The following is a 23173-nucleotide window of genomic DNA, read 5'->3' on the forward strand; positions in this document are numbered from 1 at the left end:
GTCCGCCTTCATGCCGTCCGACCCAGCTGCCGCGATCCATGCGGCGGCGTTGCGGCTCGTCCCCCATCTCGAACGCGGCAAGCGCATCGACGCAGCCGTGTTGCGGAGCGTCATGGAGGCGTCATTCGGCGCGTCCGACGCCAGCGGCGCCTGGGACTGGAAGACGGCCTACGACGCCTGTGAGGCGGCGACCGTCCTGTTCCTGCGTAAATACGGAAAGCCACTTTTCCGCCGAGCAGCTTCACCCGCCCAACGGCTCGCCGCGCTGACCAAAATCGCCGGACTGCTTCCGACCCACACACGCCGATCCGAGGAGGCCCAGGCTTTCCAGCAGTTTTCGACGCCGGTCCCGCTAGGCCTGGCGGCAATGACCGCCGCATCCCTCTCGGCTGCCGACCGGGTCCTGGAGCCCTCCGCGGGAACGGGCCTGCTTGCAATCCTGGCGGAGGTTGCCGGCTCCGATCTCATCCTCAACGAACTGGCCGAGGCCCGCGCCAACCTGCTCGCCTCCCTCTTTCCGGCCATCCCCGTGGCCCGTTTCGACGCGACCCAGATCGACGATCATCTCGATCGCGCCGCCATTCCGAGCGTGGTCATCATGAACCCGCCATTCTCGGTCTTGGCGAACGTCTCGGGGCGCATAGCGGACGGGGCCTGTCGCCACATCGCCTCCGCGCTGGCGCGGCTCGCCCCCGGCGGCCGGCTCGTGGCGATCACAGGCGCGAACTTCTCGCCCGAGCTGCCAGCATGGCGAGACAGCTTCGTCCGGTTGCAGGAGCGCGGCCGTGTTGTGTTCACCTCCGCGATCGCCGGTTCGGTCTATGCCAAGCACGGCACCACCATCGAGACTCGCCTGACCGTTATCGACAAGATGCCGGCCGAGGATGCGGCCCGCTTGCCTGAATCCGTCGGCACTGCGCCGGACGTGGCAACGCTGCTCGCCTGGATCGAGCGCAATGTCCCGCCGCGGATGGCAGTCACGCTGCCGAGGGGCGCGCCTGACACGGCGCCGCGCATTGTACGCGGCTACCTCGCCCGGGCCTCGTCCGCCGTACGCGCCCGCCGCGCCGCCGAGATCGAGGGCGAGCCGCTTGACTATGAGGTCGTGGACTGGACGCCGCCCGAGGCTGAGCGACTGTCGGACACGATCTATGAGCCCTATGCGCTTCAGTCGGTCCGCATTCCGGATGCGAAGCCGCATCCCACCAGACTCGTGCAGTCGGCCGCCATGGCGTCAGTTGCGCCGCCCAAGCCGAGCTATCGTCCGACGCTTCCGGCCGCAAATCGTCGCCAACGGTGTGCTCTCAGACGCGCAGCTCGAAACGGTGATCTATGCCGGCGAGGCCCATACCGAATATCTCGACGGCGCCTGGACCGTGGACGCGACGGCAGATCTTGTCACCGCCGCGCGCGACGATGCGGCCAACGCAGTCCGCTTCCGCCGGGGCTTCATGCTCGGCGACGGCACTGGTGCCGGCAAGGGCCGCCAATCGGCTGGCATCATTCTCGACAACTGGCTCCAGGGCCGCCGCAAGGCCTTATGGGTTTCGAAGTCAGACAAACTGCTCGAAGACGCACAGCGCGACTGGTCGGCCCTCGGCATGGAGCGCCTGCTGGTCACGCCACTCGCGCGCTTCCCGCAGGGCACGCCCATCCGGCTGCACGAAGGCATCCTTTTCACAACCTACGCCACGCTTCGTTCCGACGACCGCCGGGACAAGCTTTCGCGCGTCAAGCAGATCGTCGAATGGCTGGGCTCCGATTTCGACGGAGTAATTATTTTCGACGAAAGCCACGCGATGCAGAATGCCGGCGGCGGCAGGGGAGAACGGGGCGATGTCGCTCCGTCGCAGCAGGGCCGTGCGGGCTTGCGGCTCCAGCACGCGCTGCCGAACGCTCGGGTGGTCTATGTCTCGGCGACCGGCGCGACCACCGTCCACAATCTCGCCTATGCCCAGCGGCTCGGCCTGTGGGGCGGTGAAGATTTTCCGTTCACCAATCGCGCTGAGTTCGTCGAGGCCGTGGAGAATGGAGGCGTCGCGGCGATGGAGGTGCTCGCCCGCGACCTGCGCGCCCTCGGCCTCTACACGGCTCGCTCGCTCTCCTATGAGGGCGTCGAGTACGAGTTGGTCGAGCACCAGCTCACGGCCGAGCAGACCCGCATCTACGACGCCTATGCCGGCGCCTTCGCGATCATCCACAATCATCTCGACGCGGCGATGCAGGCCGCCAACATCACCGGCTATAGCGGCACGCTGAACCGGCAGGCTAAGTCGGCCGCGCGATCGGCGTTCGAAAGCGCCAAGCAGCGCTTCTTCGGCCATCTGCTCACAAGCATGAAAACGCCGACGCTGATCCACTCCATCGAGCAGGACCTGGCCGAAGGGCACGCGGCCGTCATCCAGATCGTCTCGACCGGCGAAGCCCTGATGGAGCGGCGCCTGGCCGAGATCCCGACCGAGGAATGGAACGACGTGCGCGTTGACATCACGCCGCGCGAATACGTCCTCGACTATCTTGCCCATTCCTTCCCGGTGCAGCTCTACGAGCCGTTCTCCGACAGCGAGGGCAATCTGTCGTCGCGGCCGGTCTATAGGGATGGCCAGCCCGTCGAGAGCCGTGAAGCCGTCGCTCGCCGCGACGAGCTCATCGAACGGCTTGCATCGCTCGACCCCGTTCCCGGCGCCCTCGACCAGATCGTCCAACGCTTCGGTACCGACGTCGTCGCAGAAGTCACCGGCCGGTCGCGCCGCGTGGTGCGCAAGGGTGAGCGCCTCGCCGTCGAGAACCGGGCGGCGTCGGCCAATCTCGCCGAGGCGGCTGCCTTCATGGACGACCAGAAGCGCATCCTCGTCTTCTCCGATGCCGGCGGCACGGGACGCAGCTATCACGCCGATCTCGCCGCCCGGAACCAGCGCCTGCGCATCCACTATCTGCTGGAGCCCGGTTGGAAGGCCGACGCAGCGATCCAGGGGCTCGGCCGTACCAATCGGACGAACCAGGCGCAGCCGCCGCTCTTCCGGCCGATCGCCAGCAACGTGAAGGCCGAGAAGCGCTTCCTCTCGACGATCGCGCGCCGGCTCGACACGCTCGGCGCCATCACGCGCGGGCAGCGCCAGACCGGTGGCCAGGGCCTGTTCCGGCCCGAGGACAATCTGGAAAGCACCTACGCCCGCGACGCGCTCCGCCAGCTCTACCTACTGCTGGTCCGTGGGAAGGTCGAGGGCTGCTCGCTCGACCGCTTCGAAGCAGCCACCGGGCTCAAGCTCATGGACGACAACGGCGTCAAAGACGAGCTGCCGCCGATCACCACCTTTCTCAACCGGCTGCTGGCGCTCACGATCGACCTGCAGGGCGTGCTCTTCACGGCGTTCGAGCAGCTCTTGACCGCCAAGGTCGAGGGCGCGATCCGCAGCGGGGTCTACGACATCGGACTCGAGACGCTGCAGGCCGAGAGCTTCGTCCTTACCAGCAGCCAGCTGATCTACACGCATCCGGGCACCGGCGCCAAAACGCGGCTGCTGACGATCAGACGGCGCGAACGCAATCGGCCTATGAGCCTGGCCGAGGCGCTCGACCATCTCTGTGATCCACGCGCACGGCTCCTGGTCAACAGTCGCTCCGGACGCGCCGCCGTGCAGGTTTCTGCACCATCGATGATGCTCGACGATGGCGAAATCGAGAGCCGTGTCCGCCTGATCCGGCCGATGGAGCAGCAACACGCGCCGCTGCGCATGGTGGACGAGAGCCATTGGGAGGAAGCTGATCGCGCTGCCTTCGCCGCAGCGTGGTTGGCGGAGCTGAACGACGTGCCGGAGTTCTCGGACAGCACGATCCATATCGTCGCCGGCATGCTGTTGTCGATCTGGAAGCGCCTGCCGAACGAGTCTACTCGCGTCTATCGGCTTCAGATCGATACCGGCGAGCGCATCATCGGCCGCCGCGTCTCACCGGCCTGGGCGGCGAACGCCGTGACGGCCGGCGCCGCGTCACTGGCCCCCGAGCAGGCCTTCGCCGCGCTGATGGACGGCACTACAATCATCGATCTCGCCGACGGCCTCCAGCTTCGTCGCGCGCGCGTCATGCGCGCCCAGCGACTGGAGCTGACCGGCTTCACCGAGGCCATGCGTGATCGGCTGCGGGCATACGGACTGTTCAGTGAGATCATTTCGTGGAAGCTCCGCTTCTTCGTGCCGGTCGACGCCGCCGGACCGGGTGTCCTCGCCAAGCTGATCGAGGCCTTCCCGGTGGTGCGCATCTCCGAGCGGGAGGCGGCGTGATGTCACGTCAGGACGCGTTTGATCTTGCTCGTCGCCTGGGCCGGCAGGCAGAGGCTGTGTGCCGATACTACCTTTCCAGCGGCCGCCGGGAGGGCGGCTACTGGGTGATGGGCGACGTGCGCAACACGCCGGGGCGCTCGATGTATGTCCGGCTGAAGGACTCGCCTAAAGGTCTTGCCGGCAAATGGAACGATGCGGCGACGGGCGAGCATGGCGATCTCCTCGACGCCATACGCGCAAGCTGCGGCCTCGACGACTTCAAGGACGTCCTTGACGAGGCCCGGACCTTCCTCAGCATGGAGCCACCCGAGCCGGAAGCTCCTGGGTCACGGCGGCGGCGCCCCGCGCCGCAAGGCTCATCCGAGGCGGCTCGACGACTGGTTCGCATATCGCAGCCGATCTTCGGCACGCTCGTGCAGCTATATCTGCGCGAACGCGGCATTGCGGATTTACGCGAAACGGGAAGCCTGCATTACCACCCGCGCTGCTATTATCGTTCCGACGAGCATTCTCCGACGGAAACCTGGCCGGCGATGATCGCCGCCGTTACCGACCTCAAGGGAAAGATCACCGGGGCGCATCGCACCTGGCTCGATCCGTGCCGCAAGGACAAGGCGCCGATCGATACGCCTAGGCGGGCCATGGGCGATCTTCTTGGGAATGCGGTCCGCTTCGGCGCTGATGGCGAGATCATAGCGGCAGGCGAAGGCATCGAAACCGTCCTGTCGCTCCGGCAGGTCCTTCCCGACATGCCGATGCTGGCGGCACTCTCGGCGGCCCACCTCGCCGCCATCCTTTTCCCCGACAAGCTGCGGCGGCTTTACATCGTACGCGACAACGATGCGGCCGGCGACTGCGCGCGCAACCGCCTGATCGAACGGGCGAACGCGGCCGGCATCGAGGCGATCGTCATCTCGCCGGAACTCGGCGACCTCAACGAGGATCTCCGCTTCCTGGGCCTGGATGCTCTGCGGATGAGAGTCCGCTCGCAGATCGCGCCACAGGATGTGGCCCGTTTCCTGTCGCTGGCGGCATAGCCGGTAGAAGGATGGGACCGGGCCGGCGGGCGTGCTCGGCGGACGCGTCGATCCGTTGGCGTCAGGCAGCGCTCGGCCTTCCAGAGGGCGATCGGCCCACAAGCCGGCCGGCCGGGCAATGGCGGCGGCCGACTATTTTCCGGCGCGGCAAGGCCGCTTTCCATCGCGAGGCAAAATAGCCGGCCTTGCCCATCGAGCCCTTCGCTCGCGCTCCGGATGACCGGCCATCCGGCCCGTAGGCTCCGTCGCCAAGAAGGCCGCGACGGTCGCGGTCCAACCAACGGAGCATCCCATGCGCGATCACGACGACGAACCGCAGCGCGAGTCCTCACCTACCGACCATGTCCTCAATGAACTTCAGCTTCACGGCTACCGACCCTTCGCGGACGAGCCGGACCAGCGGCTTCTACCCGACGGCAACGAGGTCGCCGGCGCCGTGGCCGACATCTTCGACGCCCTGATTGGTACCTTGGAGGACACGCGCCTTGAGCCCGACCTCGACGATCTCCTCTGGTCGAGCGTCAATGTCTTCCATCGCGCCACCGAGCGGATCGGTCGCGAACTGGACGAGAACGAGCAGGCACAGAAGCGTGCCCAGCGGGAACAGGATGGTAGCGAGGTCAAGTCGGTCGAACTCGAGCGCCTGATTGCCGAGGGCGTGACGCTGATCGAGCGCCAGAACGCCTTCGAGCTGATGCGCGATCAGGCTGCCGATCACTACGAACGTCACGTCGGCAGGCCCTGGCTGCCGCGCAGCGGATCGAAGGTCAACCATCGCAACCTGACTTCTGCGATGATCGACAGCCGCGATTTCCTGATGGCGAAGAAGCGCGCCGATCAGGAGGTGCTCCTGCCACCGGGTCCAAAGGTCGTCGTGACCGGCGGGCTCGACTATGATGACCACCGTCTGATCTGGACCAAGCTCGATCAGGTCCACGAGAAGCATCCCGACATGGTGCTGATCCACGGCAAGTCGCCGAAAGGCGCCGAGAAGATTGCCTCGCTCTGGGCGAAGAACCGCAATGTGCCGCAAATCGGCTTCGCGCCCGATTGGGCTAAATATGGCCGTGCGGCACCCTTCAAGCGCAATGACGAGATCCTGAACATCGTGCCGAAGGGCGTCATGCACTTCCCAGGCACGGGCATTAACGACAACCTCGCCGACAAGGCGAGGAAGCTCGGGATCCCGGTCTGGAAATTCGGCGGCGCGTAAGCGCCGCCCTTCATGGACTGGTAGCGAGCGCACCCTCCGACCACGTCGCGGACAGGAGTATCAGGCGAGCCGAGTGCGACGATCGAGCATCACGCCGCGCCCCCTCAATCCGCGGCGGCCTTGGCTGCGAACACCTACTTTGCCGCGAACAGCCCGTTCACGGCCGCCGGGAAACCGGCAGACCGCCAAATGGCTGAGGGATATCGTCCGGCTCAGTCCGACATTCAGCCCGGCCTCGATATGCACTTGAGCGGTGCCGTGGCGTTGTCCGAGGCGGCAAGTGACGCGATGGCCCCGATCTCACGCGGCCGTAAGTCGAGCCCTGGGCGCGAATAGATGTCGCCGAACGGGAAGTCGAGCACGTAGCTGGCGAAGTCTGGCGCGATATCTGCGAGTGCGGCCACGACGTCGTGGCCAGCCTCGCCATCCTTTTTTCCGTTTCAGCAGAGCCGCCGATCTTGGCGTCGAGGATGAGAAGGGGGCGGTCAGCTCGTTGACATGGGCGCACGCGCTCACGATGCTGCTCCAGCAAGACGCGACGCTCCGCTGCGCTCCCCGCTCCCATGTTCCCGGAACTCCATCTAGCTCCGCATCTCTCGGATGGGCATGCCGGTCGTCTTCAGACGGCCGTGGAACTCGATCCATAACAGGATCGAGGCGTCGCAGTCGCGGCGGCTGAAACGATCCCGGGAGGCGCAGGGCAACAGCCCGATCCGCTTACAATAACTCGCTTGTATGGGCTGTCAGTCCAGAACGTCTCGCGAGGTCTCCGATCTTCCTACGCACCTGTCTCTCCTGACGACGCACGGGAAGCTACGAGTTCGAGCGCACTCTAAGCCCAGAGACATTCTGCCTGCCTGCTGCGGTTCGGACGACCCGCCCGCTTTTCTATGCGTGGCCTTGGTCCGACTGATCGCTTGACCATCAACCCGTGAAGGGTCGGCTATGCAAGCATGCCGCCGCTGCAGCTTCGCCTGCGCGGTGATCGCAGCGCTCAGTCCGACCCGTCGGGCACCTGTCAGCGGGGGATCATCCTCCGCTCAAACAGGAGCCGGATCGATGTCCCTCAATGACGCTCACGCTTTCGCCTTCAGCCTCGCCTCCACGCTGATGACCGCCATCGTCGTCTTTCAAGCCGCTGACGGCACCTTCTCGGTCGCGCCTGCCAGCGAGTATGACGGCGATCTCGCCGCCGTCGTACATGAGATTGATCCCTTTGCGCCCTGACTCGGCGAAGGGCGCGGAGCTCGCCGGCGATTTCAGCTCACTGAGTTCCCGGTTTCGCGTCATGCCCAATCGAGGCAAAGGTCCCAGGTTTTCCGTAACAACGGTCACCGTCGCCGTTCTGGCCACACTCGTGCCATCGCAGCCATCAGCCTGCTTTGCCGCTGACTTCACGGGGCCGGGCGGCATATATTTGACGACCCTTTGTGAACTCACGCCGTTCCTTTATGTTGATGGCCATCGTCGGCAACTATCCAAAGGACGTGGGAGGCTGACAGACAGCGACCGTGCTCCCGTCTGCACAAGACCCGGAGCGCTGATCATGCTTCATCAGATCACCCTGAACGGCGCCCGCGACAATCCGATTTCGATAGAATGCTGCTGGCCGAAACCAGTGACATTGTCGGTTAGCGCGGCAACGGCTGATGACACCGAGACGCCAACCGATCCGCATCGGTGCCTGATACGCCCGATATCGTTCGGGTACCTTCGGACCTCAGTCCGACCGAAGTGACACGAAGCTGACTTGTTCCGGGTGTATGTTCTGGTTCCAGTCCGCGCGCGGGAGGAAGACCATGCCGGCATACGGGATTGTCGATTCAGAAGAACTCGCGATTCTGACGAGAGCGCTCGACGAATACTGCGCCGAGCACAGAGTCGCCAGCAAAGAGGATCGCGAATTGGTAGCCCTTCGGGTGATGTCCCTTTTCAGACGCGGCGTCACGCAATCTGACCAACTTTCCCGAGAGCTTGAGCGGGTGCGCTAAGGCCGGCCTGCTTTAGCCCGCCTGCAGATTCTGTGTCAGCTGGATTGGTAGGCCAAGCGATTGGGAGACGCTGGTGTTGCGAATGCTGAATCGCTGTTTGGGCGACGCGGCCCAACGATCACAGAAGCCCGGCCGGCGATAGTTTTTCTGATGGTCGGGCATCCGCTGAACACCTCGCTGGGCCCCCTGCGGCTGGAGCTGATCCTGGCCCCAGTCATCGCGCCACCGATACCGCTCCGGATCTGGCGCAGGCCTGATTCTCGCCATTGCCCAAGGGTGAGCGGACCGGCGGATGGCGTGGCGACCATCGCCAAAGCTGGTTGCCATGGCGGGCGAGTTGCAGATCCGAGGCTCGGGCCGCAGAAGCGGTGGCTGCCGGAGACTGCGGGGCGGAGCAATGTCTCGGCGGCGCATCAAACAGCTGGCGCATGGATTTCGTCGAGGCGATGAAAGCCCGGCCCGAATACAGCAGCGCCTGCCTGCAGGCAGGAGACGAAGCCGGTGAGCATCCGGCGCGGCGGGTTTTGCGCGCAGGACGGCAGCCATCTTCTCCGTTATCTAGCGGTTTCGATCGCTCCGAGCGGCCTCTCGAATGGCCTGATCTGGCCGAAGGCCGGCTGCGCCTCGATCGCCTGTGACGCAACAGCCGCGTCCAACTTTCTTCCCCTGCCGGCCCCACCCCACGCGACAGGTCGCGTGGGGGCCCCGAGGCGCTGCCATTCCTCGCGAGACAAGAAAGCCCTCCTTGGCCGTCAAGCCCCTTCGGGGTGCGCCGTCGATCGCCTTTGGCCTGCCGATCGCCATCGAGGCCGCAATGGTGCGGGCTCGGAAACAGAAAACGGAGACAGACAATGGCTACCATCGGCTCTTTCAAGAAGACCGGCTCGAGCGAGTTCACCGGCGAGATCGTCACCCTGAGCGTTCAGGCCAAGAACGTGCGTATCGTCCCTGACACCCGCGCCTCCGGCGAGAACGCTCCAAGCCACCGGGTCGTGGTCGGGCGCGCCGAGATCGGCGCCGCCTGGTCGAAGCGCTCCAACGAGGGCCGCGATTATCTGGGCCTCAAGCTCGACGATCCGAGCTTCAACGCCCCGATCTACGCCAACCTCTTCGACGACGAAGAGGGAGAAGGCTTCTCGCTCATCTGGTCGCGGCCCAGCGCGCGGCGCGACTAGGAGCCCGAGAACGGCCCCGGCCGAAAAGCCGGGGCCTTCTTGCGACGAGCGGCCGGTATCGCCGGCCCGGAAAGGGGCAATGCCGAGATCGCATCGCCCGATGCTTCTGAACCACCCTCCCAGACCGACCTGCGTCTGTAAAATGCGCCCGTTCACTCCGTTGGAGGACCAGCAATGATTGAGCCGTTTGACGAGGCTGCGCCGAACGTCGAGGAGCTTACCGAATATGATCGCGAGCACATCAAGCTCTACGCGCGCCTGCTGGATGCAGCCGACGACGGCGCAGACTGGCGCGAGGTGGTCGAAATCCTCTTTGGAATTGATCTGGCGAAAGAGCCGCAGCGCGCCCGACGCATCCATGACAGCCATCTGGCGCGAGCGCGCTGGATGGCACGCGCCGGCTACCGCCATCTTCTGCGTCAAACCGACAGCTAACGCCACGGCCAATACCGGTCGCAGGTGATGCCGAAGCGGCATCACCTGCTGCCCAGTGACGGGCTTCCGTGAGATGTCGCCAGCCGGAATCGTTTTGCGGCGGGGGCTGCGCGCTATTGCGAGGAGCTCTTCAGATGAGGCCGGATACATCCCATTGGCGAGACCATGACAGCTATGACTATTTCGACGCTCTGCCAGTGGAAGGGCTCGCCTGGGAATGCCTGCGACGTCACAAACCCTATCAACAGCATTATCGCCTCCTCCTGGCGACAAGAGCCCAAAAAGCGCCGATGAAGCCTGAGCTACAGCGGATATGGGGGCTGCGATTTCCCGGCCAGGCCCGACCTTTCCGCACTGGCGCAAGAGGTGCTCTGGTCGCCTGAGGTCGATCCGGCCGTGCTTCCTCTTGTGTGCACGCCTGATTTTCTGTCATCGACCTCGTCCGCACCTTTGAGGGCGCTTGGCGAGGAGCACGCTAGCCCGGAAGGACGCCACGCACTCCACAATGGCCGTGCGGTGACACAGCTTCTTTTCCTGCCTGGCAGCGACGCGCACGATCAGCTGGCGGCGTTGATCCCGTTGGACGCACAGACGCTGGGCCGGATCGAAGCGCTTACCCGGTTCTGGCGTTCCTGGCAGGGCCGCGCGGTGCCGCCCGACACCCGAATGACCTTGCAGCAGCGGCGTCGCTTCCGCCTGATGATGCAGGCCGCTGACGGCCGTTCGAATGGCGCCAGCTATCGAGACATTGCAATCGCCCTCTATGGGCTCGGCCGCGTCGCCGCCGATCCCTGGAAAACGTCCGCTCTTCGCGATGCGGTGATCGGCCTTGTCGAAGGCGCCACGTCTCTTATCGGCGGCGGCTACTTGCAAATACTGCGCCACCGACGCCGAGCTTAGCTTCCGGCTCACGCGACGGGTGGGATTTTTGGCACCCCGCGACTTCCCCATCCCTTCCGAAGCCCGTCCCCCGCCACTGTAGTCCCTGTCCGCCGCTGGATGTCAGCGGTAGCCCGAAAACCCCACGGAGCTCCTATCCAATGCGACCCGATATCGCCGTGTTGCCGCCGCGCTTTCTGCGCACCAAGGAAGCTGCTGATTTCCTCAGCCTGTCCGCCCGTACTCTTGAAAAGCACCGCACCTACGGCACGGGTCCCGCTTACAAAAAGCTCGGCGGCCGCGTCGTCTATGCGGTCGACGATCTCCAGGCCTGGGCCGAGCGAGGCGCCGTCACCTCGACATCGGATCCCCGCGGCTCGGTTCTGCCCGCCAAGCGGCATACGCCTGCGCCAGTCACGCATGCCGGACGATACTCGCGTTGACCTGAGGCCGCCGCCGCGCAGCCGCACGACGTCACCGTCGCCGCCGTGCAGCACCAAAAACGAGCGCCATTGCCTGCCAAAGCCAGGAGCAAACTTCCATGCCGTGCATCGCCGCTCCACGCCTGAGTCCTGGGTTCTCAGTCTCACCCCGACGCTCCGACAATCTCGTCCGCGTCGAACTGATCTGGATGGCGAAGAGAGAGGAGAGCTGGATACGCTTCGGCAGCCATGCCCACGAGCAGATCGTCGATCGCCACCGGCGCATCCTGTCCTATCGGCCCGGCGCGGTGTTTGCTTTTGTGCGCTGGGCCGCAAACGACTTTGGAACGGTCATCTCGCGCCTTGACATCGTGCAGGCAGCGGCACCCGGCGAAGCCTATCAGACGCTTCCGTTCGTTCGCCCAGGTGGCGAGATCCTGCTGAGGGTCGAGAGCTGGGCCAAGGTTGACCGCGTTCTGCAGACGATCGACGCCATTGAGCGTCTCGGCATAGAGCCTGCTTCGGTGCCGCCCGATCATTGGCGGCACATCCACAACCGCATCGCCGCCGGGCAGCAGCCGCGCGCCTATTCGCTCGAACAGCATCGCGCGGCCTTGCTGCGCAGGAGGGTAGGGCTGTGAGACGCGCCGCCATCATCCTGGCCGGTGCCGCCGCGAGCCTGGCCGTCGGCTATCCGGCTTTCGCGCCCATGCCGGTCCGAGTGATCTGGAACGCATCAGCCAGCGCGCCACTCGGCCTCTACCTGATCGATTTCGGAAAAGCACCCGTGGTGGGCGATCTGGTCGCCGTGAACGCGCCCGAGCCGCTCGCCGCCTTTCTCGCCGATCGCGGCTATTTGCCGAGGGGCGTGCCGCTTCTGAAGCACATCCTGGCTGCGTCCGGGCAATGCGTCTGCCGCTCGGGCCTGCTCATAACTGTCGATGGCGCTATCGCCGGCATGGCGCTTCGGTCCGACCGGGCAGGCCGTGACTTGCCGGCCTGGAGGGGCTGCCGGCGCGTAGCGACCGGTGAGGTCTTTCTTATGAACCGACGGGTGCGAGACAGCCTCGACGGCCGGTATTTCGGCCTCGTTCCCACCGACCGGATCATCGGCCGTGCCCTCCCGCTGTGGACCTACGGGTTTGACGACGGCCGCTTCGAACGGCGCGCGCAAACGCGGTGAGCGCGCGAGCGGCGCCGCTCTGGCGCCGACCTCATCACCGCATCGTCATAAGAACAGGAGCCTGACATGCAGCAGATCGGAGAGTTCACGCGCGAGAAGACCGGCTATCGCGGACGCATCCATACGCTCAGCCTCAACCTCGACATCGCCATCGTGGCGGCAGAGGCGAGCGATGCCGAGAACGCACCTGACTACCGTGTGCATGCCGCCAATGAGGACGGCCCCGAGATCGGCGCCGGCTGGAAACGCTCCAGCGAGAAGGCCGGCGACTTCGTCTCGATACAGCTCGACGACCCCGTCCTGGCGCAGCCGATACGCGCCAGCCTCTTTCGCAATGGCGACGACAAGACGTCGTGGTCGCTGCACTGGTCGCGCCCGCGCGAGCGCGCCGAGAAGGAATGACGATGTTCGCGGGCCATACGACAACGAGCCGTCACAATGCGACCGGGCCGCTTCGCGCCGCCCGGCGTTTGGCTCTTCTGCTGCTTTGCGGACTGTGTGTCGCAACCGGCTTGTCGCCGGCGGCGGTGGCGCAGGACCCGGTCATCGCCCGGTCGTACCAAAGAGACCCGTTTGCCGCACATGTCAGCGAAGCTTCGCATCGCTTTGGCGTTCCTGGCGCATTGATCCGCGCGATAATGCGCCAGGAAAGTGCAGGCGACCCGCGTGCTGTCTCCAGCGCCGGCGCCCGTGGCTTGATGCAGATCATGCCCGGCACCTGGGAAGATCTGCGCGCCCGCTGGTCGCTCGGTGCCGATCCATTCGACCCTCGCGACAACATCCTGGCTGGTACGGCGTACTTGCGCGAGCTGCATGATCGCTTCGGCTCGCCGGGCTTCCTGGCAGCCTACAATGCGGGACCAGCGCGCTACGAAGCCTACCTGGCGGGGCGTCCGCTGCCGGCCGAGACCCGCGCCTATGTCGCAGCGCTTTCTCCACTCGCGCGCGGCCTGGCGACCGCTCGCCCTTTCGCCTCCGCGCCCGCCACGACAATCTCCTGGGAGCATGCCGCGCTGTTTGTGCGCCGGCTGGATCGCTGGCCGTCCGTCGTCTTCCCGATGGCCGACCGGCGACCGAGTAGCATTGTCTCAGCAACAGTCGTTCGCGATGTCTCCGGCCTCGCGCCGCCGTCGGCGGGCTTCTTTGTGCAGCGAACGGGCGAAGGGGTCCACCCATGAGGCTTGACCGTCTTTGTCGCACAATCGCAGGCTCCAGCGCTGCATGGCGTGGATGGAGGCTGAAGGCAGTCGGAGCAACCGGGAGATGGCAGGATAAAAGGGCGCACATTGCGCCTCGGTCGAGCGGTTGGTTTCACTCAGGATTTTGGCGAGATCCGCACATTGTCGTCATTCGGCGCAATGTGGCGCTACCGGTCAAGGCTTTGCTTGCAAAGGCTATTTTTCACATTGCGGAACCGTGTCATGGCCGATGAACGCGAGTTTCGCATTCGGCCTGGCCGCATTCGCTCGAACCGTGCGCAGCGGGCACGGCCCTTCATTGCCCAGGTGCTCGCCGCGGCGAAAAGGGCTGGCGGCGGCATCTCCAGATCGGGCCGGGTCGTCCCCGGCAGCCGCTCCCGTTTTGGTTACGGTCAGCGCGCCAGCATCCAGGCCAATCGCCTGATCACCTCGCGATCGCGCGGCGCCGTCGTCAAGGCGCGTGTCGTGCGCCATTCGGTGCGCGCTACTCCACTCGCCACGCATCTCAGCTATCTGCGTCGCGACGGCGTGACTCGGGACGGAGAGGAGGCACGTCTGTTCGGGCCGGAGAGGGAGAATGCCACGGGCGGGGCCTTCGCGGCGCGGGCCGAGGGCGACCGGCATCATTTCCGATTCATCATCTCGCCGGACGATGCCCTTGAGATGGAGGATCTCAAGTCCTTTACCCACGACCTTGTCGCGCAGATGGAAAGGGACCTTGGCACACGGCTCGACTGGGTGGCGGTCGATCACTGGAACACTCAGCATCCGCACGTTCACCTCATCGTTCGCGGTGTGCGCGATGACGGCGAGGATCTCGTCATCTCGCGCGATTACATCAAGGAAGGGATGCGCGACAGGGCTCGCGACCTGATCACCCAGGAACTGGGGCCACGCACTGATCTCGACATCCGCCGCTCGCTCGAAAGCCAGGTTCAGTCCGAACGCTGGACGCAACTCGATCGCCAGTTGCTTCGCGACAGCCGCAACACCGGCCTCATCGACCTGGCTCCGTCCGCCAGTCTGCAACCCGACGAATATCACGCACTCAAGATTGGTCGCCTGCGCAGGCTTGAGGTTCTTGGCCTCGCCGATCACGTCGGATCCGGCCAATGGGTGATCAGCGACAAGGCCGAAGCCGTTCTGCGCGAGTTGGGCGAGCGCGGCGACATCATAAAGCGAATGCACCGTGCGTTGACCGAGCGAGGTATCGAGCGTGGCTCAAGCAGCTATGTGCTGGCCGCCGAGAGTCTCGATACACCTATTTTCGGACGGCTGATCGATCGCGGGCTCGATGATGAACTGCGCGGCACGGCCTACGCCGTCGTCGATGGCGTGGATGGCCGCACGCACCACATCAGGCTTCCCGGTCTTGATGCGGCCGGCGACAGCGCGCCCGGGTCGATCGTCGAGTTGCGCAAATTCGACGACGCACGCGGCCAACGTCGGCTTGCGCTCGCGGTTCGCTCCGATCTCACGGTGGATGAACAAGTCGAGGCGCCAGGGGCGACGTGGCTCGACCGCCAAGCCATCGCGCGCAAGTCCGCCGAACTGGCCGAATCGGGCTTCGGCGCCGACGTCCGCGATGCCCTGGAGCGCCGCGCCCGGCATCTTCTCGATCAAGGACTGGCAGAGCAGCAAGGCAACCGCATCAAGTTCACCAGCAACCTGCTTGATACGCTGCGCCGCCGCGAACTGGAAGCGATCGGTGACAAGCTCGCGACCGATAGCGGACAGCCTTTCAACCGTGCCGCCAGCGGCGACCATGTCGCTGGCATGTACCGCCGACGCCTGTCGCTCTCCTCCGGTCGTTTTGCCCTGATCGACGACGGCCTTGGCTTTCAACTGGTTCCCTGGACGCCCTCGCTCGAAAATCGTCTCGGCCAGCATGTCAGCGGCGTCGCTCGAGGCGATGGCGGCGTCGACTGGAGCTTTGCCCGAAATCGGGGGCTCGGCCTTTAGCAGCGGAAAGAAAGGGTCCGACAAATGTCCGCCACGAAAATCCTCTGGGGTCAGATCCTGGCGGTCTTCCTGATCGTCCTGTTGACGACCTGGGCGGCAACAGAATGGACAGCATGGCGACTTGGCTTTCAGCCACAGCTCGGGCCGCACTGGTTCCATGTCGTAGGCTTGCCCGTCTACTACCCGCCGGCGCTGTTCTGGTGGTGGTATTTCTATGACGCCTATGCCCCGGCCATTTTCGTGGAAGGCGGGCTGATCGCCGTCTCGGGCGGCTTCCTTTCGATCATCGTTGCAATCGGCATGTCGGTCTGGCGGGCGCGCGAAATCAGGAATGTCTACACCTACGGTTCAGCCCGTTGGGCCGGGAAGGGGGAGGTGCAGGCTGCCGGCCTGCTCGGCGCGGATGGCGTGGTGCTCGGGCGCTATGATCGCCACTACCTGCGCCACGATGGGCCAGAGCATGTGCTGTGCTTTGCGCCGACGCGATCCGGCAAGGGCGTCGGGCTGGTGGTGCCATCGCTGCTTACCTGGCCTGGCTCAGCGATCGTCCATGATATCAAGGGAGAGAACTGGCAGCTTACCGCCGGGTTTCGTGCGCGGCACGGTCGTGTCCTGCTGTTCGATCCGACCAATGCGAAATCGTCCGCCTACAATCCTTTGCTGGAAGTTCGCCGCGGCGAATGGGAGGTCCGCGATGTACAGAACATCGCCGACATCCTTGTCGACCCGGAAGGGAGCCTGGAGAAGCGCAACCACTGGGAAAAAACCAGCCACGCGCTGCTGGTCGGCGCCATCCTGCACGTCCTTTATGCCGAGAAGGACAAGACGCTCGCCGGCGTCGCCGCCTTCCTTTCCGATCCAAAGCGGCCGATCGAGTCCACCCTGGCCGCAATGATGACAACTGCCCACCTTGGAGAAGGCGGTCCGCATCCGGTCATCGCCAGTGCGGCGAGAGAATTGCTCAACAAGTCCGACAACGAGCGCTCGGGTGTGCTCTCGACGGCTATGTCCTTCCTCGGCCTTTACCGGGATCCCATTGTCGCCGAGGTCACCCGGCGCTGCGATTGGCGCATAGCGGACATCGTCGGCGGCAAGGTTCCAGCGACGCTCTACCTGGTGGTGCCCCCATCCGACATAAACCGGACGAAGCCGCTCATTCGGCTCATCCTCAACCAGATCGGGCGCCGTCTGACCGAGGAGCTGCACAGAAAGACGAACCGCCATCGGCTGCTGCTTATGCTCGACGAATTTCCGGCGCTCGGCCGCCTCGACTTCTTCGAGAGCGCGCTCGCCTTCATGGCAGGCTATGGGCTGAAAAGCTTTCTCATCGCGCAATCACTGAACCAGATCGAGAAGGCTTACGGGCCGAACAACTCGATCCTCGACAATTGTCACGTGCGCGTCAGCTTCGCCACGAATGATGAACGGACCGCCAAGCGCGTTTCGGACGCGCTGGGAACGGCAACCGAGATGCGGGCGATGAAGAACTATGCCGGCCATCGGCTCTCGCCTTGGCTGGGACACCTCATGGTGTCGCGGCAAGAGACGGCGCGCCAGCTGCTGACCCCCGGCGAGATCATGCAGCTTCCGCCCACGGACGAGATCGTGATGCTGGCGGGCACGCCGCCAATCAGGGCGAAGAAGGCGCGCTACTACGAGGATGTCCGCTTTCGCGCCCGCGTGCTGCCGCCTCCCGAGCCTGCCCGATCGCAAGATCTTGATGCGGACGACTGGAGCCATCTGCCGATCCTCGCCCGCTCGGAGTTCGTCGAAACGTCCAATACGTCAGTGCGTGGCAGCGAGGATGCGACGGAATCGGAGCGCCGCTTGCAACCCGAGCTCAGCCTGGCACGGCCGGTCGAGAATGCGGCGCCGATCGAGAACGAGTTCGAGATCGGTCCGGCCGACGATGCCGACGATGATGCCCTGATCGCGAACCGTCGCCTGACGGGCCTGATGCAGGGCGTGGCGCGACAGGTGTCCCTCGATCCTGATGACGGCATGGAGTTGTAACGCGCCATGATCAGCTGCAAGAAGAAGAAGGTCCAGATCTCTGTCTACCTCGATCCGGCCGTGATGGCGATGCTTGCCGACTATGCGGCCCGGCGCGATCAGCCCCAGTCCATGATTGCCGAGGCAGCGATCGCTTCGTTCCTATCGCCGGATGCCGATGAACGTCGCGAAGCGGCGATCGCCAAACGCCTCGACCAGGTCGATAGGCGGCTGAACCGGCAGGAACGGGATATCGGCATCGCGATCGAGACGCTGGCTGTGTTTGTGCGCTTCTGGCTCGCGACTACGCCTGCCTTGCCCGAGCCTGCCGCGCAGGCCGCACGCGCCAAGGCGGGCGAACGTTATGAGGCTTTCGTCACGGCGCTGGGCAGGCGCCTGGCGAAGGGCCCGAAACTGCGGCAGGAGATTTCGGAAGATATCGATCCGGGCGTCGAGAAAAGGTAGTCTTAGCTGCGGCGCGGGACATCGGTGTGGCAGCACCGCGGGATGTGGCGGGAGTTAGACCGCCCATGGCCGGTGACAGACTGGCGCTGGTATGGCCAATGCTTCGAGGCTCCGCGCATCCTTGGCCGTGCCCGGCGCATCTGGCTTGCGCGCATGATGTCGATGTGGAATGCCGGTCGGGTACCCTGAATTTCTTGTCCGTGCGTCCTTGGAACGCGATCAGTAGGTCTCAGAGAGAAGCATCGCGCGCCTGGCTATTGCCGACCTGACAGACTCGACGAGTTGCGCGGGAAAGTGACGCGGCAATTTGGAAATCACGACGTCGGGCCACTTCTCGGCATTTGCGGCGACATCTTCGAAGATCGTGCGCATCAGGGATGTCCCCACGCCTGCAACCGCGGCGGTCTGCACGAAATGGCGGGGCATAATTTCATGCATCGAATAGTGCCGGCTCTTGCCGACGGACATCGCAAGCTTGAATTTCTTGCGAGGTATCTGCCCGGCGTCAAGACTGGGTTGCGCGGTCAGTACGTCGTAGAGCGGTGTCATGCGGAACCGCCCGCCGGGCCCGAGAAAAATGCTGAAGTTCTTGGCGTGGCCGTCGGTCGCGCCGATCAGCCAGAATACGACGCAAGCGCGCAGGAAAATCGCGATGTCGTCTTCGGGCGTATCGCTGCCTTTTAGAAGTTCGACAATATCGACGATGCCGGGACCGCCCTCTGATTGGTACTTCCGTGTCGGCGGGAGCGACAGCGCTTGACACATATCCTCCTGGGGCAGGCGCAGGAGGCGGCCGTCGCGGGCCCACAGCCGGTCGAAGCGCTCGACGATCAGCGTGCGGCGTCCCCCGAAATCCGCGATCTCCGTCTTGGCGGCAGGCACGTCGAACACCTCGAGGAGCTTGAGGCACAGATACTCGTTCTCAACGCTATTGGAGAGGTCGATGCCGTTGGGCAACCGGCCGATCTGCGGCTTCAGGATATGGGTGGTCGCCGCCGTGCCGATTGGCTTGAACCAGCGCCCGTCCTTGCGCAATAGCGCCGTCTTTTCCTGGGCACCGGCGATCGAAATGCGGAAATCCTCATCCTGGCCGAGGCCGAGAGGAGCGGCTGCGAGGTTTTCGATTATTCCGGCGATTTCCTGTCTGCTGACCGGCTTGCCCTCGCTGCAGCCAGGATTGCCCGGATCGACGCCGTCGGGCAGGAACTGCAGCGCTCCGACGCAGTCATGACCGAGGGCGGCGAGCATGCTGTAGGCGTCGGTGCCTTCCGCGCCGACACGTTCGGCTACGCGCTTGCGGATGGTGTCGCTGTCGGGAAGCAGGTTATCGAAGACGTTGATCACAGGCGCGCCGATATAGCGGTCCTCTCGCAAGGGAAGCGAGAGCGAGACCGGGAAGGTACCGCGCCAGTCCAGCCATTCGCCGGCATACCGGAAGTCTATTGCGCCAGTCGATTCCCTGCGCAGCACACCAACTAGGCGCCCGTTCAGGAACACATTCAGCGGCGAGTGAATCGGCCGCCGCGCCATCAGAACAGATCCTCGATCTCGGCGGCGCTGCCCTTGCTGCGTGAGCGAACCACGAGCTCAAGGTCGAGGGCTGAGAGAGCGGCCATCAGAGTGCTGAGCTGCACCGCAGGCTCGCCGGCTTCAAGGCGGGACACCGTAGCCTGGCGCAGGTGGATTTGATTGCCAAGCGCCTCTTGCGTTAGGCCGGCCTGTCGGCGAGCGCGGCGCAGAATGGCGCCGAGTTGCTTTTCATTGCGAGCGATCTGGTCGGTCATGATAAGTCTCCGCAGCCCATATACGCATTCGCGTATGATATGTCAATATACGCGATCGCGTATAAATCCAGTTAATACGCAAATGCGTATAAAGTCGCGGTATACGCAATCGCGTATGGTTCCTGCCATTGAAGGCCCAAATCCAATGGAAATGCTGTAAGCGCAAGCACCGCCTTTCTCCTGTCTTTACACGCCGCGCTACGACGCCTCGATAAACCTGTTGCAGCGGCCCAAAATACCGTTCTCTTAATCATCCCCGTCCGGGTGGCCAACTCGTCTCTCCCCGGATCGAAACGGGGACTGGGATGACAGCTTCGCATCACAACTCAGAAGGACTTGCGCGCGGTGCCCGCATGCTGCGCACGGCGCTCGGACCGGCGGTCGCGCGCTATCTCGACGATGCCGGCATCGTCGAGGTGATGCTGAACCCGGATGGGCGACTTTGGATTGACCGGCTGTCCGAGGGCCTTGCCGACAGCGGCGAGCGTCTGTCGGCTGCTGACGGCGAGCGCATCATCCGCCTGGTTGCGCACCACGTCGGCGCCGAGGTGCATCCGTCTGCTCCGCGCGTTTCCGCCGAGCTTCCTGGGACCGGCGAGCGGTTCGAGGGTCTGCTTCCGCCGGTGGTCGCCGCGCCGGCCTTCGCGATCCGCAAGCCGGCCGTCGCCATCTTCACCTTAGACGACTATGTGGCCGCGGGGATCATGTCGACGCGCCAGGCGGACATCCTGCGTGAGGGCATTGCCGCCCGCGCCAACATCCTGGTCGCGGGGGGAACATCCTCTGGCAAGACAACGCTGATCAACGCGCTGCTGGCCGAAGTGGCCAAAACCGACGATCGTGTCGTCATCATCGAGGATACCCGCGAGCTGCAATGCGCCGCGCGCAATCTCGTGGCGATGCGCACGAAGGATGGCATCGCATCGCTCTCCGATCTCGTTCGCTCCTCGCTGCGCCTGCGCCCCGACCGCATTCCAGTCGGCGAGGTACGCGGAGCCGAGGCCCTCGAACTGCTCAAGGCGTGGGGGACGGGCCATCCAGGCGGTCTCGGTACGATCCACGCCGGAAGCGCCATCGGCGCGCTGCGACGAATGGAACAGCTCATCCAGGAGGCCGTCGTCACGGTGCCCCGTGCTCTGATTGCCGAGACGATCAACATCATTGCCGTCCTGTCGGGGCGCGGTTCCGCGCGGCGACTGACCGAGCTCGCCCGGATCGAGGGGCTTCGCACCGACGGCGACTACCGCGTCGCCCCAGCGCTCCTGGAGGGCGCCGGCAAGCAAACCGCACTCGTTCAAGAAGAAGGAGAACATCCATGATGCAACGCCTGCGCCTAGCGCGCCATGGTCTCGCCACCACCACCTCGCTCGCCACGCTTTCTCTGATGCTGGCGACGCCCGCTTTTGCCTCCGGGTCGTCGATGCCGTGGGAACAGCCGCTACAACAGATACTGCAGTCGGTCGAGGGGCCCGTGGCCAAGATCATGGCGGTGATCATCATCATCGTCACCGGCCTGACACTCGCCTTTGGCGATACCTCTGGCGGTTTCCGCAGGCTCATCCAGATCGTGTTCGGCCTCTCGATAGCCTTCGCGGCGTCGAGCTTCTTTCTGTCCTTCTTCTCGTTTGCCGGCGGAGCGCTGGTCTGATGGCGAACACTGTCCAGCCAAGCGGGACGATGCATGAGCATGCAGTGCCAGGCTATGCCGTCCCTCTCCATCGGGCTCTTACCGAGCCGATCCTCCTCGGCGGCGCGCCGCGCGCCGTTGCCATCCTGAACGGGACGCTGGCCGGCGCCGTCGGATTGGGGCTGCGTCTTTGGCTTGCCGGCATCGCGATCTGGGCGATCGGCCATCTCGCCGCCGCATGGGCTGCCAGGCGCGACCCGCTCTTCGTCGATGTCGTTCGCCGGCATGTGCGCATCCCGGCGCATCTCACTGTTTGACGGGTTTCCTCGATGATGAACCTTGCCGAATATCAAAATCGCAGCAGCCGCCTTGCCGACTTCCTGCCTTGGGCGGCCCTGGTCGGAGCCGGCATCGTCCTCAACAAGGATGGCAGCTTCCAGCGCACCGCGCGGTTTCGCGGTCCAGATCTGGACAGCGCCGTCCCCGCCGAACTGGTCGCCGTCGTCGGCCGGATAAACAATGCTTTGCGCCGCCTCGGTTCCGGCTGGGCGGTCTTCGCCGAAGCGCAACGTCATCCCTCGACCCGCTATCCCGACAGCCATTTTCCGGACGCAGCCTCCGCGCTGGTCGATGCCGAGCGCAAGGCGGATTTCGAGGAGATCGGAGCGCATTTCGAGTCGAGCTACTTCCTGACCTTCACCTATCTTGCGCCTCCCGAGGACACTGCGCGCGCGGAGAACTGGCTTTACGAAGGGCGACAGAAAAAGGGCCTTGATCCCAAGGAGGCGCTGACCGGGTTCGCGGACCGAAGCGATCGCGTTCTTCGCCTTGTCGAGGCCTTCATGCCGGAATGCCGCTGGCTCGATGACGCCGAGACGCTGACCTATCTGCATGGCTGCGTCTCGACCAATCGCCATCGCGTTCGCGTTCCCGAGACGCCTATGTATCTCGACGCGGTGCTCGCCGATCAGCCGCTGACCGGCGGCCTCGAGCCGCGGCTCGGCCGATCGCATCTGCGTGTCCTGACAGTGGCCGGGTTCCCGACGGCGACCACGCCGGGTCTGCTCGACGAACTCAACCGGCTGGCCTTCCCATACCGCTGGTCCACGCGCGCCATCCTGCTCCACAAGACGGATGCGACGAGGCTGCTCACGAAAATCCGGCGTCAATGGTTCGCGAAGCGGAAATCCGTCGCCGCGATCCTGAAGGAGGTGATGACCAACGAGGCATCCGTCCTTGTCGACACCGATGCCGCCAACAAGGCCGCCGACGCCGACCTGGCACTGCAGGAACTCGGCGCCGACTATGCGGGCATGGCCTACGTCACCGCGACGGTGACGGTGTGGGATGATGATCCCGGCGTCGCCGACGAGAAGCTGCGGCTAGTCGAAAAGGTCATTCAGGGTCGCGATTTCACCGCGATCATCGAAACCATCAACGCCGTCGACGCCTGGCTCGGCAGTCTGCCGGGCCATGTCTACGCCAATGTCCGGCAACCACCGATCTCCACCCTCAATATCGCCCACATC

The 23173-nt window shown here is 64.7% G+C and carries 22 protein-coding genes and 4 pseudogenes; 22 read left to right on the forward strand and 4 right to left on the reverse strand.

The features are described 5' to 3' along the window. The first annotated feature begins 10 nt into the window (after positions 1-10). From FJW06_RS19925 to FJW06_RS19935, 3 genes and pseudogenes are all read left to right on the forward strand, one after another. Positions 11-4280 (forward strand): annotated as a pseudogene (locus FJW06_RS19925) (strawberry notch family protein). Next, complete coding sequence (locus FJW06_RS19930; protein WP_140753913.1) at positions 4280-5317, forward strand: toprim domain-containing protein; 1038 nt, start codon at positions 4280-4282, stop codon at positions 5315-5317. Before FJW06_RS19925 ends, FJW06_RS19930 begins: the two are co-directional and overlap by 1 nt. Positions 5318-5609: 292 nt before the next feature. Beyond that, positions 5610-6530 carry a DUF2493 domain-containing protein gene (locus FJW06_RS19935; protein WP_140753914.1) on the forward strand — a complete coding sequence of 307 codons (921 nt, stop codon included), beginning with the start codon at positions 5610-5612 and terminating at the stop codon, positions 6528-6530. Between the two features lie 134 nt (positions 6531-6664). Here the strand turns inward: FJW06_RS19935 and FJW06_RS19940 are convergent. After that, positions 6665-6958 (reverse strand): annotated as a pseudogene (locus tag FJW06_RS19940) (carboxymuconolactone decarboxylase family protein); the annotation flags it as partial. 74 nt (positions 6959-7032) lie between these two features. Then, positions 7033-7316, reverse strand: a pseudogene (locus FJW06_RS30665) (MerR family transcriptional regulator); the annotation flags it as partial. Between the two features lie 273 nt (positions 7317-7589). On the opposite strand from FJW06_RS30665, the gene FJW06_RS30225 reads away from it, so the two are divergent. The 15 genes from FJW06_RS30225 to FJW06_RS20010 all read left to right on the forward strand — a co-directional run bounded on the left by FJW06_RS30225 (position 7590) and on the right by FJW06_RS20010 (position 18233). Then, entirely contained in the window at positions 7590-7757 is a 168-nt protein-coding gene (locus FJW06_RS30225; protein WP_181178450.1) for a hypothetical protein, read from the forward strand. Between the two features lie 572 nt (positions 7758-8329). After that, entirely contained in the window at positions 8330-8521 is a 192-nt protein-coding gene (locus FJW06_RS19950; RefSeq protein ID WP_140753915.1) for a hypothetical protein, read from the forward strand. Positions 8522-8949: 428 nt separating this feature from the next. Then, positions 8950-9159 carry a hypothetical protein gene (locus FJW06_RS30230; protein ID WP_181178452.1) on the forward strand — a complete coding sequence of 70 codons (210 nt, stop codon included), beginning with the start codon at positions 8950-8952 and terminating at the stop codon, positions 9157-9159. Between the two features lie 213 nt (positions 9160-9372). Further along, complete coding sequence (locus FJW06_RS19960) at positions 9373-9696, forward strand: DUF736 domain-containing protein (protein ID WP_140753916.1); 324 nt, start codon at positions 9373-9375, stop codon at positions 9694-9696. 174 nt (positions 9697-9870) lie between these two features. Beyond that, the gene (locus FJW06_RS19965) at positions 9871-10131 is read left to right on the forward strand and encodes a DUF2285 domain-containing protein (protein WP_140753917.1); all 261 of its coding nucleotides are present in this window, start codon (positions 9871-9873) and stop codon (positions 10129-10131) included. Positions 10132-10265: 134 nt separating this feature from the next. Then, on the forward strand, positions 10266-10514 hold the full coding sequence (locus FJW06_RS30670; RefSeq protein ID WP_246674719.1) for a DUF6499 domain-containing protein: 249 nt from the start codon (positions 10266-10268) through the stop codon (positions 10512-10514). Positions 10515-10647: 133 nt separating this feature from the next. Continuing rightward, the gene (locus FJW06_RS19970) at positions 10648-11031 is read left to right on the forward strand and encodes a DUF2285 domain-containing protein (RefSeq protein WP_348644059.1); all 384 of its coding nucleotides are present in this window, start codon (positions 10648-10650) and stop codon (positions 11029-11031) included. 140 nt (positions 11032-11171) lie between these two features. Further along, entirely contained in the window at positions 11172-11453 is a 282-nt protein-coding gene (locus tag FJW06_RS19975) for a helix-turn-helix domain-containing protein (RefSeq protein WP_140753918.1), read from the forward strand. Between the two features lie 98 nt (positions 11454-11551). Then, complete coding sequence (locus FJW06_RS19980; RefSeq protein ID WP_140753919.1) at positions 11552-12073, forward strand: DUF2840 domain-containing protein; 522 nt, start codon at positions 11552-11554, stop codon at positions 12071-12073. Then, positions 12070-12615, forward strand: a complete 546-nt coding sequence (locus FJW06_RS19985; RefSeq protein WP_140753920.1) for a S26 family signal peptidase — start codon at positions 12070-12072, stop codon at positions 12613-12615. The genes FJW06_RS19980 and FJW06_RS19985 overlap by 4 nt, the downstream gene beginning before the upstream one ends. Positions 12616-12681: 66 nt before the next feature. Continuing rightward, a complete protein-coding gene (locus tag FJW06_RS19990) occupies positions 12682-13017 on the forward strand; it encodes a DUF736 domain-containing protein (protein ID WP_140753921.1) in 336 nt (111 codons plus the stop codon). Continuing rightward, positions 13014-13793 (forward strand): lytic transglycosylase domain-containing protein, encoded by a 780-nt coding sequence (locus FJW06_RS19995; protein WP_348644060.1) that lies wholly within the window; start codon positions 13014-13016, stop codon positions 13791-13793. The genes FJW06_RS19990 and FJW06_RS19995 overlap by 4 nt, the downstream gene beginning before the upstream one ends. A 243-nt stretch (positions 13794-14036) precedes the next feature. After that, the gene (locus FJW06_RS20000) at positions 14037-15776 is read left to right on the forward strand and encodes a VirD2 family relaxase/mobilization nuclease (RefSeq protein WP_140753922.1); all 1740 of its coding nucleotides are present in this window, start codon (positions 14037-14039) and stop codon (positions 15774-15776) included. A gap of 24 nt (positions 15777-15800) precedes the next feature. Then, positions 15801-17789 carry a conjugal transfer protein TraG gene (locus FJW06_RS20005; RefSeq protein ID WP_140753923.1) on the forward strand — a complete coding sequence of 663 codons (1989 nt, stop codon included), beginning with the start codon at positions 15801-15803 and terminating at the stop codon, positions 17787-17789. A 9-nt stretch (positions 17790-17798) separates the two neighbouring features. After that, positions 17799-18233: a CopG family transcriptional regulator gene (locus FJW06_RS20010; protein ID WP_140753935.1), complete on the forward strand. Its 435-nt coding sequence runs from the start codon at positions 17799-17801 to the stop codon at positions 18231-18233. A 219-nt stretch (positions 18234-18452) separates the two neighbouring features. On the opposite strand, the gene FJW06_RS20015 is transcribed toward FJW06_RS20010, so the two are convergent. Together FJW06_RS20015 and FJW06_RS20020 are read right to left on the reverse strand one after the other, a co-directional pair. Further along, positions 18453-19763, reverse strand: coding sequence for a type II toxin-antitoxin system HipA family toxin (locus FJW06_RS20015; protein ID WP_140753924.1), 1311 nt, complete (start codon positions 19761-19763; stop codon positions 18453-18455). After that, positions 19763-20017, reverse strand: coding sequence for a helix-turn-helix transcriptional regulator (locus FJW06_RS20020; RefSeq protein ID WP_140753925.1), 255 nt, complete (start codon positions 20015-20017; stop codon positions 19763-19765). Before FJW06_RS20020 ends, FJW06_RS20015 begins: the two co-directional genes overlap by 1 nt. Before the next feature lie 305 nt (positions 20018-20322). Between FJW06_RS20020 and trbB the strand changes: the two genes are divergently transcribed. The 4 genes and pseudogenes from trbB to FJW06_RS20040 form a co-directional block, all read left to right on the forward strand. Continuing rightward, a complete protein-coding gene (gene trbB, locus FJW06_RS20025) occupies positions 20323-21336 on the forward strand; it encodes a P-type conjugative transfer ATPase TrbB (protein ID WP_140753926.1) in 1014 nt (337 codons plus the stop codon). After that, complete coding sequence (locus FJW06_RS20030; protein ID WP_140753927.1) at positions 21333-21665, forward strand: TrbC/VirB2 family protein; 333 nt, start codon at positions 21333-21335, stop codon at positions 21663-21665. Before trbB ends, FJW06_RS20030 begins: the two co-directional genes overlap by 4 nt. Next, a complete protein-coding gene (locus tag FJW06_RS20035) occupies positions 21665-21961 on the forward strand; it encodes a VirB3 family type IV secretion system protein (protein WP_246674720.1) in 297 nt (98 codons plus the stop codon). The genes FJW06_RS20030 and FJW06_RS20035 overlap by 1 nt, the downstream gene beginning before the upstream one ends. A gap of 12 nt (positions 21962-21973) precedes the next feature. Beyond that, positions 21974-23173 (forward strand): annotated as a pseudogene (locus tag FJW06_RS20040) (conjugal transfer protein TrbE); the annotation flags it as partial.

The organism is Mesorhizobium sp. B4-1-3 (assembly GCF_006439355.1).
GTDB lineage: Bacteria > Pseudomonadota > Alphaproteobacteria > Rhizobiales > Rhizobiaceae > Mesorhizobium.

Bases quoted from the DNA above. Each gene is read 5' to 3' on its own strand.
- FJW06_RS20035 (WP_246674720.1), top strand. From the start codon at position 21,665: ATGGCGAACACTGTCCAGCCAAGCGGGACGATGCATGAGCATGCAGTG.
- FJW06_RS30225 (WP_181178450.1), top strand. From the start codon at position 7,590: ATGTCCCTCAATGACGCTCACGCTTTCGCCTTCAGCCTCGCCTCCACG.
- FJW06_RS19965 (WP_140753917.1), top strand. From the start codon at position 9,871: ATGATTGAGCCGTTTGACGAGGCTGCGCCGAACGTCGAGGAGCTTACC.
- FJW06_RS19960 (WP_140753916.1), top strand. From the start codon at position 9,373: ATGGCTACCATCGGCTCTTTCAAGAAGACCGGCTCGAGCGAGTTCACC.
- FJW06_RS30670 (WP_246674719.1), top strand. From the start codon at position 10,266: ATGAGGCCGGATACATCCCATTGGCGAGACCATGACAGCTATGACTAT.
- trbB (WP_140753926.1), top strand. From the start codon at position 20,323: ATGACAGCTTCGCATCACAACTCAGAAGGACTTGCGCGCGGTGCCCGC.
- FJW06_RS19975 (WP_140753918.1), top strand. From the start codon at position 11,172: ATGCGACCCGATATCGCCGTGTTGCCGCCGCGCTTTCTGCGCACCAAG.
- FJW06_RS19950 (WP_140753915.1), top strand. From the start codon at position 8,330: ATGCCGGCATACGGGATTGTCGATTCAGAAGAACTCGCGATTCTGACG.
- FJW06_RS20005 (WP_140753923.1), top strand. From the start codon at position 15,801: ATGTCCGCCACGAAAATCCTCTGGGGTCAGATCCTGGCGGTCTTCCTG.
- FJW06_RS20030 (WP_140753927.1), top strand. From the start codon at position 21,333: ATGATGCAACGCCTGCGCCTAGCGCGCCATGGTCTCGCCACCACCACC.
- FJW06_RS20015 (WP_140753924.1), bottom strand. From the start codon at position 19,763: ATGGCGCGGCGGCCGATTCACTCGCCGCTGAATGTGTTCCTGAACGGG.
- FJW06_RS19935 (WP_140753914.1), top strand. From the start codon at position 5,610: ATGCGCGATCACGACGACGAACCGCAGCGCGAGTCCTCACCTACCGAC.
- FJW06_RS19930 (WP_140753913.1), top strand. From the start codon at position 4,280: ATGTCACGTCAGGACGCGTTTGATCTTGCTCGTCGCCTGGGCCGGCAG.
- FJW06_RS20000 (WP_140753922.1), top strand. From the start codon at position 14,037: ATGGCCGATGAACGCGAGTTTCGCATTCGGCCTGGCCGCATTCGCTCG.
- FJW06_RS30230 (WP_181178452.1), top strand. From the start codon at position 8,950: ATGGATTTCGTCGAGGCGATGAAAGCCCGGCCCGAATACAGCAGCGCC.
- FJW06_RS19990 (WP_140753921.1), top strand. From the start codon at position 12,682: ATGCAGCAGATCGGAGAGTTCACGCGCGAGAAGACCGGCTATCGCGGA.
- FJW06_RS20020 (WP_140753925.1), bottom strand. From the start codon at position 20,017: ATGACCGACCAGATCGCTCGCAATGAAAAGCAACTCGGCGCCATTCTG.
- FJW06_RS19995 (WP_348644060.1), top strand. From the start codon at position 13,014: ATGACGATGTTCGCGGGCCATACGACAACGAGCCGTCACAATGCGACC.
- FJW06_RS19980 (WP_140753919.1), top strand. From the start codon at position 11,552: ATGCCGTGCATCGCCGCTCCACGCCTGAGTCCTGGGTTCTCAGTCTCA.